Origin of the sequence: Lentzea terrae (assembly GCF_003265345.1) — a bacterium.
GTDB classification, from domain to species: Bacteria; Actinomycetota; Actinomycetes; order Mycobacteriales; family Pseudonocardiaceae; genus Lentzea; species Lentzea terrae.
The window spans coordinates 271,981-285,343 of the sequence record NZ_QFWW01000030.1 but is presented as its reverse complement, the minus strand read 5'-3'; the positions used below and the strand labels follow the sequence as shown (position 1 = coordinate 285,343).

The window sequence follows — 13,363 nt, the reverse complement described above, 5'->3', positions numbered from 1 at the left end:
CCGGGGGATCGGTGGAGGTCCGGTGCTGTCGGGGCACCGGGCCTCCGCTGCGTTTCAGGCCGCTTTGCGCGGGCGGCGACGCGGCTCCGGGGCGGCGTTGAGGGCGTGGATGATCTGCGGGCGTTCCTCTGGGCGGGTGCCGCGCAGGGCGATGAGCAGGGACAGGACCCGGCTGGTGGTCAGCGAGCGGAAGGCCAGGAAGCCGAGTGCCAGCGGTCCGAAGGTCGCGATGCTCGACCACATGGCTGCCTCCCGCGGATGACCTTCGAGTGGTTCGGCGATCGCACGGTATGCCGAGGTCACGCACAACCGACAGAATGGACGTACTTTGTTCTGGCTTTCTCGTACGGACGGACTACCTGCGGGTTCAGCGCCGTTACCCGCCGTAGCGAGACCTCAACCCAAAGTTCGCGAGAAAAGTTCGAGAGCGCGCGTCATTTTCCGCCCGCAACCCCCTTTACCTGGGGTGAGGGACGACCGGAGCGAGGGCCCGGTCGTCCCTCTTCGTCGTCTCCGAGGGCCTCTGACCGCCCGGCCCGAGACGCTCACCCAGTTCCGGTACAGGTTTTTGTTGCCTGCCCCGACAAAGTTACGGAACGATGTCGACCGCTTGACACCCGCGCCTCTCCGGTTGAGTGTGAGAGCGCTCTCACAACAGTCAGCTGCGCCAACGGCGCCGCCCGTCGAGGAGGACGGATGAGCAGAAGGCTGGTCGGCAGCGTCGCTGCGACCCTCGTGATGGTTCTGGCCGCAGGCTGCGGCGGGAGTTCCGGGGCTGACGGCAAGATCGAGCTGTCGCTGGGCCTGTTCTCCGACTTCGGGTACGACAAGCTCATCGAGGAGTACATGGCCTCGCACTCGAACATCAAGATCGAGCAGCGCAAGGTCAAGATGGAGCAGCACAACACGCAGCTCGCGACGCAGCTCGCGGGTGGGCGTGGCGCGGCGGACATCGTCGCCCTGGAAGAGGGCGTGGTGAGCCAGTTCCGCGCCTCCAAGGACAAGTTCGTGAACCTCGCCGAGCACGGCGCCAAGGACCTCAAGTCGCAGTGGGTCGACTGGAAGTGGAACCAGGGCACCACCGACGGCGGTGAGTTCGTGCTGGGGCTGGGCACGGACATGGGCAGCCTGGGCATCTGCTACCGGCGGGACCTGTTCGAGGCGGCCGGCCTGGCGACGGACCGCGAGGCGGTCGCGAAGCTGTGGCCGACGTGGGAGGACTACGCGAAGGTCGCCGACCAGTTCACGGCCAAGACGCCGAACGTGAAGTTCGTCGACACCGGTCGCAACGTCTACAAGGCCATCCTCGACCAGACCGAGGAGGGCTACTTCGCGAAGGACGACTCGTACATCGCGGAGAAGAACGCCAAGGTGAAGGCGGCGTTCGACATGGCGGCCGCGCTCGGCACCAAGAAGCAGACCGGTGCCCTCGAACCGTTCAGCCAGGACTGGAACGTCGCGCTGAAGCAGGGTTCGTTCGCCACCACCACGTGCCCGGCCTGGTCGCTCGCGCTGATCAAGGCGGGTGCCGGCGACGCGGCGGCCGGGAAGTGGGACGTGACCACCGCGCCGGGCGGCGGCGGCAACTGGGGCGGCTCGTTCCTCGCGATCCCGAAGCAGAGCAAGCACCCCAAGGAGGCCTACGAGCTGGCCAAGTGGCTCACGGCGCCCGAGCAGCAGAAGCGGATCTTCAAGGAGACCGGCAACCTGCCCAGCCAGCCGAAGGTGTACGGGGACGCCGAGGTGCAGACGTTCGTCAACGACTACTTCAACAAAGCACCGGTGGGCAAGATCTTCGCGTCGTCCGCCGAGTCGCTGAAGCCGACCTACCGCGGCACCAAGGACTCGAAGGTCGGACCGGTGTTCGGCACCGCGCTCACGCGGGTCGAGCAGGGCAAGCAGTCCGCGGCTGACGCGTGGACGCAGGCGCTGAAGGAAGCGACGGACGCCGCCAAGTGACGGTGACGCGCACGAAGGCCGAGGCGGCTCCGGTCGCTTCGGTTCCTTCTTCTCCGGAACCGAAGCGCCTCAGGCTGAACCGCTGGGACGCCAAGTACACGCCGTACCTGGTCATCGCGCCGTTCTTCGTGGTGTTCGGGATCTTCGGGCTCTACCCGCTGGTGCACACGGCGTGGGTGTCGCTGCACGACTGGCAGCTGATCGACGGCAACCAGGGATTCGTCGGTCTCGCCAACTACGCCGAGCTGTTCGGTGACGCCAACTTCTGGAACGCGCTGTTCAACACGCTCAGCCTGTTCGTCCTGTCGACCGTGCCGCAGCTGCTGGCCGCGCTCGGTCTGGCAGCCTTGCTCGACCGGGGGCTGCGCGGGCGTGCGTTCTGGCGCGCGGGTGTGCTGCTGCCCAACGTCATCTCGGTCGCCGCGGTGGCGCTGGTGTTCGCGCAGTTCTTCGGCCGCGACTTCGGCATCGTGAACTTCCTGCTGGGGCTCGTGGGCATCGATCCGATCGACTGGCGCGCCGAGACGTGGGCCTCGCACCTCGCGGTGTCGACAATGGTCATGTGGCGCTGGACCGGGTACAACGCGCTGCTGTACCTGGCGGCGATGCAGTCGGTGCCGAAGGACATGTACGAGTCGGCCACTTTGGACGGTGCGTCGCGCTGGCGGATGTTCTGGTCGATCACGGTGCCGTCGATCCGCCCGACGATCCTCTTCACCGTGGTGACGTCCACGATCGGCGGTCTGCAGCTGTTCGCCGAGCCCGCGCTGTTCGATCCCGGGTTCGCCGCCAACAACTCCACCGGCGGCTCCGACCGGCAGTTCCAGACACTGGTGCTCTACATGTACGAGAAGGGTTTCCGGCTGTTCGACGCCGGGTACGCCGCCACCATCGCGTGGATGCTGTTCCTGGTCGTCCTGCTGGTCGCGATCATCAACTTCTCGCTGACGCGGCGCATCGCGGGCAAGGGGTGATCGGTCGATGAAGAGTGCCAAGGCAGGCCCGCTGCTCTACGGGTTCCTGGTCGCCGTCCTCGCGGCGTCGGTGTTCCCGCTGTACTACTCGTTCGTCGTGGCGTCGAAGGACAACTCGGTCCTCGGCGAGAAGCTGCCGCCGCTGGTCCCCGGTGGCAACCTGGTCGAGAACATCACCCGCGTCTTCGACACCGTCGACTTCTGGCTCGCCATGCAGAACTCGTTCATCGTGGCGGCGACCGTGGCGATCTCGAACGTCGTGCTGGGCACGCTGGCCGGGTTCGCGTTCGCGCGGCTGCGGTTCAAGGGCCGCGACTCGCTGTTCCTGCTCGTCCTGGGCACCGCGATGGTGCCGACGCAGCTCGGCGTGATCCCGCTGTACATGCTGATGTCGGACCTCGACTGGTACGGCACGCTGCAGGCCGTCATCGTGCCGGCGCTGATCGGGTCGTTCGCGGTGTTCTGGATGCGCCAGGCGTGCGAGGAAACCGTGCCGCACGAGCTGATCGAGGCCGCCCGCGTGGACGGGTGCTCGGTGCTGCGGACGTTCTGGCACGTCGGTTTCCCGGCGGTGCGGCCACAAGCCGCGGTGCTGGGCATGTTCACGTTCATGACGGCCTGGAACGACTTCTTCTGGCCGTTGATCGTGCTCGACCCCAACGACAGCCCGACGGTGCAGGTGGCGCTGTCGACGCTGGCCAGCGGGTACTACACCGACTACTCGTTGATGCTCGCCGGTGCCTCGCTCGCGGTGCTGCCGGTGATCGCGATCTTCGTCCTGCTGTCGCGCCAGATCGTCGGCGGAATCATGCAGGGCGCCCTAAAAGGATGAAACACAGCAGGGATCAAGCAACAAGGATGTGACTGTATGACGACCGACTCGGACGTCGAGGTCGGGCGGGAGGTGCTGACCTTCCCGCCGGACTTCCTGTGGGGAGCAGCGACCGCGGCGTTCCAGATCGAGGGTTCGACCACAGTGGATGGTCGTGGCGCCTCGATCTGGGACACTTTCGCGGCGACGCCCGGCAAGGTGCTGGCGGGTGACACGGGTGACCCGGCCTGCGACCACTACCAGCGGTACGAGTCCGATGTGGACCTGATGACCTCGCTGGGGCTGGCCGCGTACCGGTTCTCCGTGGCGTGGCCCCGGATCCAGCCGAGCGGCAGCGGTCCGGCGGAGGAGCGCGGCCTCGCGTTCTACGACCGGCTGGTGGACTCGTTGCTGGCGAAGGACATCCAGCCGCTGGTCACGCTGTACCACTGGGACCTGCCACAGGTCCTGGAGGACTTCGGCGGCTGGCGCAACCGCGACACGGCCTACCGCTTCGCCGATTATGCCGCCCTCGTGCACGATCGGCTCGGCGACCGGGTGCAGGCGTGGACGACGCTGAACGAGCCCTGGGTGTCCGCGTTCCTGGGCTACGGCAACGGAATCCACGCGCCGGGCATCACCGACGCGGTGGCGTCCCTGGAGGCGGCGCACCACCTGCTGCTCGCGCACGGCCTCGCCACCCAGGCGTTGCGGGCGCAGGCACCGGAGTCGCACCGGCTGTCGATCGTGCTCAACTTCAGCACCGTCTACGGCGATGACGCCGAGGCCGTCCGCAAGGTCGACGGCCTGCAGAACCGCATCCTGCTCGACCCGGTCTGCGGCCGCGGGTACCCGCTCGACGTCCTGCAGGACACGGCCTGGCTGGGCGACTGGACGAACGTGGTGCGCGACGGTGACATGGAGACCATCGCGACCCCGATCGACTGGATCGGCGTGAACTACTACAGCCCGACGCGCGTGACTGCGGCCGATCCGGACCACGTGCCGGCCGGGCCTCATGCGGGTCTGCGCGGCGCCGCGCTGCTGCCCCCGCAGGGCGAGCTGACCGGGTTCGGCTGGGAGCAGAACGCCGACGCGTTCACCGAACTGCTGGTCAGGCTCTCTCGTGACGCCGGCGGGGTGCCGCTGGTGGTCACCGAGAACGGCTCGGCGTTCCCGGACGTCGTGGACCCGATGGGCAGGGTCGTGGACGTCGAGCGGACTCGCTACCTGGTGGACCACGTGCGCGCGGTGCACCGGGCGATCGCCGAGGGCGCGGACGTCCGCGGCTACCTGGCCTGGTCGTTGCTCGACAACTTCGAGTGGGCGGCCGGGTACTCGCAGCGGTTCGGGATCGTGCACGTCGACTTCGAGACGCAACAGCGCACGGTCAAGGAAAGCGCGGTCACGTTGTCCCGGATCATCGGGCAGAACGGGCTTCCCGCGCACGGTTACACCGTTTAGCCGATCGAACTGGCCGAGGGGGCCTTGGCGCTCTCACCTGCGGATACTGCTGTGCCGCAGGTGAGAGCGCTCTCTCGGCTATCGCCTGCGCAGGACCCGTGGGTCGGCGTGCAGGTTGTCCGCGAGCCTGATGGTGATGAACTCGTTGTTGTCCGGCTTGCCCGGGGTGCGGCCCGACGACGACGGGAAGTTGTTGTCGTTGAGCACGGCGATCGTGCGGTCGTCGAGGATCGTGACGTCCTCGATCGTGACGAACGGGAACGTGAACGGGTCCGCCTGGCCGCCGACGTGCTCGGGGTTGGCGAGGTTCATCAGGTCGGCGACGAGCGTCTTGTCGAGCTTGCCGTTCTTGTCCCTGTCCCGCTTGTCCGCGAGGTAGACCTTCTTGTGCTTCGCGGCCGCGCCCTGGCCGCTGTCCCGCTCGATGATCAGCAGGCGGTTGTTGTCGACCGCGATCGCGTCACCGATGGCGAAAGCCGGGTCCTCCAGCTGGTAGAGCCACTTCTTGCCGGTGTAGGCGTTGGCCGCGAGGCTGAACTCGTTGAGCCGCAGGGTACCCGGCTCGTCACCGGCGACCGTGCCCTCCAGCAGCGCGTTGAGCGTCTTGCCGTCCGGCGAGAGGGTGATGCCCTCGAAGCCCTTGCTGCCGCCGAGGTTCGGATTGCCCTCGGGGTTCTCGGGCGCACGCACGCCCGGCAGCGGGACCGGTGCGGCGAGGAGACGTCCGGCGCGGTCGAAGTGCAGCAGGTACGGGCCGAACTCGTCGCCCATCCAGTAGGTGCCGTCCGAGCCGCGGGTGAACGACTCGACGTCGATGTCCTGGCCGGTGATCACGCGGTCGGCGCGGACGAGCGGGGCCTTGATGTGGCCGTTGGGGTCGGTCAGCGTGATGCCGCCCAGCACGTCCACGGCGCCGGTCTTGAAGTCCGGCGCGATGCGGTGGATGCGCAGGTTGAAGTCGGCGCTGTTGGCCTTGGTGCCGTACCCGTTGTCGGACAGGACGTCGAAGGTGCCGTCGCTGTTGCGCAGCACGCCGCTGAAGCCCTGCACGGGCTGGTCGGCGAACGGCACCGGGACGCCGTTGATCGGCGTGGTGCCGAGCGCGGCCCCGCTGGGCTCGCTGCCGGGGACGAAGGTGAGGGCAGGGAGTGAGGCGAAGTTGGTCAGCGTGGCTTGCTTGGGCCCCTTCTGATTCGCCGCTTCTGGAGCGGCGGCGGTGGGCGTGGCCAGCGCGGTGACGGTGAGCAGGGTGAGGCCTGCGGCCAGAGTTCTCCTCATGCCGCGAACCCTAAGGTGTTCTGGATCGTTTTACGCATGGTTCGCGTCACGGCAACAACTCCGGGCAACTCTGGAAGCCATGACGACGACCTGGCGCATGCGCTTCGAACTCAGCGACAGCCCCGGTGCGCTCGCCCGCGTCACCGTCCGGCTGGCCGCGGCCGACTGCAACGTGCTCGCGCTGCACGTGATGCCCGTTCCCGGTGGGGTGCTCGACGAGATCGTCGTGCGGGCCGGCGAGGGCGTGCTGCCCGCCGACCTCGTCGAGACCGTGCGCAGCGAGGGCGCCAGGCGCGTCCGGATCACCAGCGCCGACCTGCGGGACCTCGTGGACCAGCCGACGGCCGTGCTGCGGGCCGCCAAGATGGCGTTGGTCGACCCGGACCAGACCGCGGAGGCGGTCCGTCAGGTGCTGGCCGCGGACTCGGTGACCTACGGCGAAGCCGGCGAGGGCCAAGTCCAGCTGGGAGACGTGGTGGCCAGGCGCGGCTGGGCAGGGTTCACCGAAGTGGAGCTCACGCGCGCGCAGGCGTTGCTCGATCTCGTGGACGCACCGGCGCCCGCGATACGAGGATTGCTCAGCGACGACGGTGTGGCACTGGTGCTGCGCCCTGGGCTCGGGTCCGATGAGGACGCCGTCGCCGGCCTGCACACCCGTTGTTCGATGAGGACGCTGTTCAACCGGTACCACTCCGGCATGCGCACGGTGCCGCGCCGCTGGCTGCACCGGCTGCTCAACCCGCCGCGCGGCACCACGATCCTCGCCCAGTGCGCGGACCAGGTGGTGGCGCTGGGCCAGCTGATCCACACCGGCACTCCGAACTGCGCCGAGATCTCGCTGCTGGTGGAGGACTCGTGGCAGCGCCGGGGCGTGGGCACGGCACTGCTCGGCGCACTCGCCTCCGACGCCCGCGCCGCCGGGTACTCCGAGCTGGTGGCCTGGTGCCTGCCGTCGGAAAGTGCTCTCGTGCGGACAGCGGCTCGCGCGGGCCTCGACGCCACGACACGCCGGGAGGACGGCCTGCTCCGGGTTTCGATTGCGCCGCGCGGGCGCGCCCTGAAGACGCCAGTTGCGACGGTGGTTGCTGAAAAAACACGATGAACAGCGCGGAAACCCTCCTCGGAGATCGCTTGCAGCTAAGCTGACCGGCGACTCAAAGGTTTTCATCGAGGAGTGGTGGTGCTCGTGTCCAACCACGCGCGTCCGACGCTGGAGGACGTGGCCGCGAGGGCTGGGGTCTCCCGCGCCACGGCGTCACGAGTGCTGAACGCGTCGCCGCGGGTCAGCCCGGAGGCACTGGAGGCCGTCAACGCCGCCGTGCTGGCGTTGGGCTACCAGCCGAACCGCGCTGCGCGGGCGTTGGTCACCAGGCGCACCGGCGCCGTGGCCGTGGTGTTCTCCGAGCCGGAGCCCAAGATCTTCGACGACCCGCACTTCGCGCGGCTGATCCGGGCCGGGGCTCGTGCGCTGGCCGACGTCGACGTGCAGATGGTTTTGATGCTGGTGCACTCGCCGGACGACCAGGCGCGTGCGCACCGGTTCCTCGCGGGCGGCCACGTCGACGGTGCGTTGGTGTTCGCGCCGCACCGCAACGACGAGCTCGTCTCGATCGTGAAGAAGCTGCCGCTGCCGGTGGTCTACGCCGGCAAGCCCTGGGGGTCGTTGCGGGGGATGCACCTCGTCGACAACGACAACGAGGGTGGGGCCGTGCTCGCCACCGAGCACCTGAAGTCGCTCGGGCGCAAGAAGATCGTGCACGTCTCCGGGCCGTTGGACGAGCTGTCGGCCATCGATCGGTTGAACGGGTTCAAGTCCGCGCTCGGGTTGGACGACAAGGGCGTTGCCCGGCTCACCGAGGACGGTGGCTTCACCCGTGAGGGCGGGCGGAAGGCCATGTCGGCGTTGCTGGCGAAGGTGCCGGCGCTGGACGCCGTGTTCGTGGCTTCCGACCTGATGGCCGCCGGCGCTCTGGAGACGTTGCAGGAGGCCGGGCGACGGGTGCCGGAGGACGTCGCGGTGGTCGGGTTCGACGATCACGTGGCCATCGCCGAGCACACCTCGCCGCCGCTCACCTCGGTGCGGCAGGACTCGGACGAGCAGGTCAAGCACATGGTCGAGCACCTGATGAAGCTGCTGCGGGACGAGACGGTCAAGACCAAGAAGCAGATGCTGCCCACGGTGCTGGTCCGGCGCGAGTCCGCCTGACGGCTACTGGCCGCCCTCCAGGTTCTTGCAGGTGGGCGGCGGCAACGGGTTCAGCGGGCTGCACGGCCAGCCTGAGGTCTGCGTCGGCGACGTGGTGGTGGCCGCCGGCGGGGGCGGCGGGGCCGGATTCGTCGCGGCCGGCGGTGGCGTGGTGGTCTTCTTCACGGGGACCTGGGTGCTCGGTGCCGAGCTCGAGCTCGACGGGGCGCTGCTCTCGGGGGTGGAGCTCGCCGGTGAGCTCGAGGTGGATCCCGGGGTGGAGTTGATCCAGCTGGACGCCGGTGCCCGGCGCAGCGGATCTTCGTCGGCCGCGCCGTGGAACGCGATGCCCACGAGCACCCCCAGCAGCGCGGACCCGAGCACAGCGGAACCACCTGCGGCCCACAGTGCGCGCACAGCAGTCCTCCTCTGAATGCTCACGGTTTGAGGTCGGGCGATCACGCTCCTGGCACAGTACCGGGTAGGCCGGTCGCAGGAGAACGCTCACCTGCATGCCTTATCGGCGCCTTGACGGCCCCGGTTGAGTGATCGCCGTCACTGATCCGTTATCCGGGCGAGCACCAGACTGGCCCCGGAAAGGCCTGCCACCAGCACGGTTCCGGTCAGATGCCACGTCGGAGCGTCACCCGTGCAGGTGAACACCTCGGTGAACCGTTGCGAGGAGCAGGTGACGAACGGGACCGAGGACAGGGCGATGGAGGAGGCGGCCACGCCGCCCAGCAGGGCGGACCCGAACGTGCGCATGAGCGGGAACGCGGCGTTGGCCGTGCCCACGGCGGCGATGGCGAAGAGGAGCGGTACGGGTCTGGGGAAGAGGCCCGTCAGGGCGCAGCCGACCATCAGGACACCGAGCACGGCCTGGCCGATCCTCGCCTGCGTCGCCACGGCAAGGACCCTAACAACTCCGTAAGCTCTTTTTGGCCCAGGCGGGGTCAGTATTTTCGCATGCGGCAACGTCGATTTCTGATCCCCATCGCAGTGGTGCTGGTCGCCGCGCTCGGGGTCGGGCTGTACCTGTTCCAGCCGTGGCGACTGCTCACGGTGCGCGAAACGCACGAGGCGCTGCTCGTGCCCACCTCGACGTCTTCTCCGACGTCTACTCCGGCGACTTCGGAGACGGCGGCGCCCGTTGCGGAAACGCCGCGAGAGGTCGCGCAAGGTGAGTGGCGCTCACTTGAGCACGCGACCACCGGTAAGGCCAGCCTCATCAAACTGCCTGGCGGCGCGCATTCTGTGCAGTTTGCCGCGTTGGACACCAGTGACGGTCCTGACCTCTACGTTTACCTCTCGCCGCACCCGTCCAGCTCGTCCGAGAAGACCTTTGGTCAGGGATTCACCAGCCTTGGCAAGTTGAAGGGAAATCGTGGCGACCAGGTGTACGAAATTCCCGCCGGCCTGGACGTGTCGACCATTCGGAGTGTCGTGATCTGGTGCAAGCGCTTCTCCGCGGGCTTTGCTGTAGCACCGTTGGAACAAGCCTGAAACATCCACCGGGACTTGCTCTCTTCACGCTATTGACATTCCTGGTCTAGACCACATAACGTTAACGACAAGGACACAACGTCGTCCCTTGCCGGTGGGCGTGCGGAAGCCCCGTTGGTGAGGAGCACGGCTCACTGGATGGGCCCTCTCCGGCGGTGTCGCGGCTCCCTCTCCCCGGAGCCGCGACACCGCCGGTGGCGTTTTACTGTGGTTCGTGCACACCAGGACCGTGGCGATCCACTACGTGCGCGCGGCCCTGCGCGCGTGCCCGTCGCCGTCCGAGGTGCTGGCAGGAGCGGGCATTCCGCCCAGCCTGCTCGCCGACGACCGCGCCCGCGTCACGCCGGCGCAGTACACGAAGTTCATCCAGACGCTCTGGGAAGTCCTCGACGACGAGTTCATGGGTTTCGGCCCGCGCCCGTCGAAACGCGGCACGTTCGCGATGATGTGCCTGCTGACGGTCCATTGCCCGGACCTCGAATCGGCGCTTCGCCGCGGCTTGGCGTTTTACGCGTTGTTCGACCAGCCGCTGGACCTCTCTTTGCAGGACGGCCGCTTCTCGCTGCACGTCCCCGGCGACCCGGACCATTTCCTGACGGAGTCGCTGCTGGTGCTCTGGCACCGCTTCTCGTCGTGGCTCATCGGCCGCCGCATTCCGCTGCAGGGCGCCGAGTTCGCCTATCCCGAACCGCCCCACGCCGCCGAGTACCACCTGATCTTCGGCTGCCCGCTGACGTTCGACGCGCCCGCCACCACGATCTCGTTCGACCAGAAGTTCCTGCGCATGCCGGTGGTGCAGGACGAGGCGGGCCTGCGCAGGTTCCTGCGGCACTCGCCGGCCGAGCTGTTGTCGCGCCGCGACCACGGCGCCGACACGGCAGGCCACGTGCGGCGGCTGCTCGGGCGCGGGATGACCGGGCTGGAGGCCGTGGCGGCGCAGCTGGGGGTGTCGGCGCCGACGTTGCGCCGCCGGCTGGCCGCCGAGGGGACGTCGTTCCGCGAGGTGCGCGAACAGTTGCTGCGCGACCAGGCGGTGGCCTCGCTGGTGCGGGGCGGGGAGTCGGTGGAGGAGTTGGCGCTGCGCCTCGGGTTCTCCGAGGCGAGCGCCTTCCACCGGGCTTTCAAGCGGTGGACCGGGTCGTCGCCCGGCTCCTACCGCGCCTAGAACTTGTCGCGCTCCCGCAGCGAGGCCGGCGGCCGGAACCGCTCCCCGTAGGTGTCCGCGAGGTAGTCGGCCCGCTCCACGAACGCCTGCACGCCGTAGGAGTTGATGAACTGCAACGTGCCACCGCTCCACGGCGCGAACCCGAACCCGAAGATCGAGCCGATGTTCGCGTCGGCGACCGAGGTCAGCACGCCCTCGTCCAGGCACCGCACGGTTTCCAGCGCCTGCACGAACAGCAGCCGGTCCCGCACGTCCTGCTCGGACACGCCCGCGTCGGCCTTGACGTACCGCGTGGTCAGCTCGGGCCACAGGAACTTCTTGCCGCCCTCCGGATACTCGTAGAAGCCCGCGCCGGTCGACTTTCCGCTGCGCCCCAACGACACCATCTCGCGGATCAGGTCGTAGGCCGGGCTGTCCGACACGAGCGACGGGTCGTCGGCGAGCGTCTGGTCGTGGATCTTCAGCTGCAGCGACAGCGTCACCTCGTCCGAGACGGCCAACGGGCCAACGGCCATGCCGGCCTTGCGCGCCACGTTCTCGATCAACGCCGGCGCCACGCCCTCGGACAGCATCGTGATCGCCTCGACCACGTACGTGCCGAACGTCCGCGAGGTGTAGAAGCCGCGCGAGTCGTTGACCACGATGGGCGTCTTGCCGATCTGCCGCACGTAGTCCAGTGCCCGTTGCAGGGTCTCCTGAGACGTCTGCTCGCCGCGGATGATCTCCACGAGCCGCATCTTCGGCACGGGCGAGAAGAAGTGCAGGCCGATGAACCGCTCGGCGTCCGGGACGGCGGTGGCGAGACCGGTGATCGGCAGCGTCGAGGTGTTCGACGCGATCACCGCATCCGGCAGCGCCGCAGATTCCGCGGCCGCCAGCACCTTGTTCTTCAGCTCGCGGTTCTCGAACACCGCCTCGATGATCAGGTCGCAGCCCGCGAGGTCGTCGTCGGAGTCGGTGGGAGTGATGCCTTCCACGCCTCCAGCGCCCTTCTGGGCCGCCTCGAGGGTGACGTCCTTCAGGACCACCTCGATGCCGGCTTTCGCTGACACCTCGGCGATTCCAGCGCCCATCATGCCCGCGCCCAGCACGCCCAGCTTCGTCACGCGCTTGCCCGACGAGGACCCGCGGCCGTTGACCTCGTTGAGGTTGAACCAGAACGCGGTGATCATGTTCTTGGAAACCTGACCGGAGGCCAGTTCCACGAAGTAGCGGCCCTCGATCTTCAGCGCCGTGTCGAAGTCGACGTAGGCACCCTCGACCGCCGCCGCCATGATCTTCTCCGGCGCAGGGTAGGCACCGTGCGACTTCTTGCGCAGCACGGCGGGCGCCGCACCGAGGAGCCCGTAGCTGTTGGGGTCACCGAACTTCAGGTCCGGCACGCCGGCGCCCGGCACGTCCCACGGCTGCACCGGTGCCGGGTTCGCCAGGATCCACGCACGTGCCTCGGAGATCAGCTCATCGCGCGTTTCGACGACCTGGTGCACGATTCCGGCCTGCAGCGCCCGTTCTGGCCGGAGCTGCTTGCCTTCCATGAGCAACGGCAACGCCTTCTGCACACCCAGCAGCCGCACCATGCGCGTCACGCCACCGCCGCCGGGCAGCAGACCCAGAGTGGCCTCGGGCAGGCCGATCCGGATGCTGTCGTCGTTCAGCACGATCCGCCGGTGCGACGCCAACGCGATCTCGAACCCGCCGCCCAGCGCGGATCCGTTGATCGCCGCGACCACGGGCTTGCCGAGCTTCTCCAAGCGCCGCAACTGGGACTTGAGCTCCTCGACGCCTTCCAGCGCCTGAGCGGCGTTCTCGGGTGTGATCGCGATCAGCACGTTCAGGTCGCCACCGGCGAAGAACGTCTTCTTGGCCGACGTGATGATCACACCGGTGATCTCGTCACCTTCGAGCTTCGTGACGGCGTCGCCCATCAGCTCGCCGTACTCGGTGTTCATCACGTTGGCGGAGCCGGACATGTCCATCGTCAGGGTGACGATGCCGTCCGCGTCCTTCTCGTAGTGGAAAGGCAT

At 68.2% G+C, this 13,363-nt stretch carries 13 protein-coding genes; 9 read left to right on the top strand and 4 right to left on the bottom strand.

Going from position 1 to position 13,363, the window contains the following annotated elements; genetic code table 11:
- Positions 1-54: 54 nt before the first annotated feature.
- Positions 55-243: a hypothetical protein gene (locus tag DI276_RS38405; RefSeq protein WP_112272946.1), complete on the bottom strand. Its 189-nt coding sequence runs from the start codon at positions 241-243 to the stop codon at positions 55-57.
- Positions 244-696: 453 nt separating this feature from the next.
- Here DI276_RS38405 and DI276_RS38400 point away from each other — a divergent pair, with 453 nt between their 5' ends.
- Genes DI276_RS38400 through DI276_RS38385 form a run of 4 tightly spaced genes read left to right on the top strand, consistent with a single transcriptional unit; the run spans position 697 to position 5,208 of the window.
- Positions 697-1,959, top strand: coding sequence for an ABC transporter substrate-binding protein (locus DI276_RS38400; RefSeq protein ID WP_112272943.1), 1,263 nt, complete (start codon positions 697-699; stop codon positions 1,957-1,959).
- Entirely contained in the window at positions 1,956-2,933 is a 978-nt protein-coding gene (locus DI276_RS38395; protein ID WP_408610617.1) for a carbohydrate ABC transporter permease, read from the top strand. The genes DI276_RS38400 and DI276_RS38395 overlap by 4 nt, the downstream gene beginning before the upstream one ends.
- Before the next feature lie 7 nt (positions 2,934-2,940).
- A complete protein-coding gene (locus DI276_RS38390) occupies positions 2,941-3,765 on the top strand; it encodes a carbohydrate ABC transporter permease (protein WP_112272941.1) in 825 nt (274 codons plus the stop codon).
- 36 nt (positions 3,766-3,801) lie between these two features.
- A complete protein-coding gene (locus tag DI276_RS38385; protein ID WP_112272939.1) occupies positions 3,802-5,208 on the top strand; it encodes a GH1 family beta-glucosidase in 1,407 nt (468 codons plus the stop codon).
- A gap of 78 nt (positions 5,209-5,286) precedes the next feature.
- Here the strand turns inward: DI276_RS38385 and DI276_RS38380 are convergent, their stop codons facing one another.
- A complete protein-coding gene (locus DI276_RS38380; RefSeq protein WP_112272937.1) occupies positions 5,287-6,486 on the bottom strand; it encodes an esterase-like activity of phytase family protein in 1,200 nt (399 codons plus the stop codon).
- Positions 6,487-6,565: 79 nt separating this feature from the next.
- On the opposite strand from DI276_RS38380, the gene DI276_RS38375 reads away from it, so the two are divergent.
- The 3 genes from DI276_RS38375 (at position 6,566) to DI276_RS38365 (ending at position 9,104) form a co-directional block, all read left to right on the top strand.
- The gene (locus DI276_RS38375; protein WP_112272935.1) at positions 6,566-7,588 is read left to right on the top strand and encodes a GNAT family N-acetyltransferase; all 1,023 of its coding nucleotides are present in this window, start codon (positions 6,566-6,568) and stop codon (positions 7,586-7,588) included.
- A gap of 75 nt (positions 7,589-7,663) precedes the next feature.
- On the top strand, positions 7,664-8,692 hold the full coding sequence (locus tag DI276_RS38370; RefSeq protein WP_408610616.1) for a LacI family DNA-binding transcriptional regulator: 1,029 nt from the start codon (positions 7,664-7,666) through the stop codon (positions 8,690-8,692).
- Positions 8,693-8,723: 31 nt separating this feature from the next.
- Positions 8,724-9,104, top strand: a complete 381-nt coding sequence (locus DI276_RS38365) for a hypothetical protein (RefSeq protein ID WP_112272933.1) — start codon at positions 8,724-8,726, stop codon at positions 9,102-9,104.
- 122 nt (positions 9,105-9,226) lie between these two features.
- Here the strand turns inward: DI276_RS38365 and DI276_RS38360 are convergent, their stop codons facing one another.
- The gene (locus DI276_RS38360; protein WP_112272931.1) at positions 9,227-9,577 is read right to left on the bottom strand and encodes a hypothetical protein; all 351 of its coding nucleotides are present in this window, start codon (positions 9,575-9,577) and stop codon (positions 9,227-9,229) included.
- Positions 9,578-9,637: 60 nt separating this feature from the next.
- Between DI276_RS38360 and DI276_RS38355 the strand changes: the two genes are divergently transcribed.
- Together DI276_RS38355 and DI276_RS38350 are read left to right on the top strand one after the other, a co-directional pair.
- Positions 9,638-10,174 (top strand): DM13 domain-containing protein, encoded by a 537-nt coding sequence (locus tag DI276_RS38355; RefSeq protein WP_112272929.1) that lies wholly within the window; start codon positions 9,638-9,640, stop codon positions 10,172-10,174.
- A gap of 214 nt (positions 10,175-10,388) precedes the next feature.
- Positions 10,389-11,339: an AraC family transcriptional regulator gene (locus DI276_RS38350; RefSeq protein WP_112272927.1), complete on the top strand. Its 951-nt coding sequence runs from the start codon at positions 10,389-10,391 to the stop codon at positions 11,337-11,339.
- Here DI276_RS38350 and DI276_RS38345 read toward each other — a convergent pair.
- On the bottom strand, positions 11,336-13,363 hold the full coding sequence (locus tag DI276_RS38345; protein ID WP_112272925.1) for a 3-hydroxyacyl-CoA dehydrogenase NAD-binding domain-containing protein: 2,028 nt from the start codon (positions 13,361-13,363) through the stop codon (positions 11,336-11,338). The genes DI276_RS38350 and DI276_RS38345 overlap by 4 nt on opposite strands.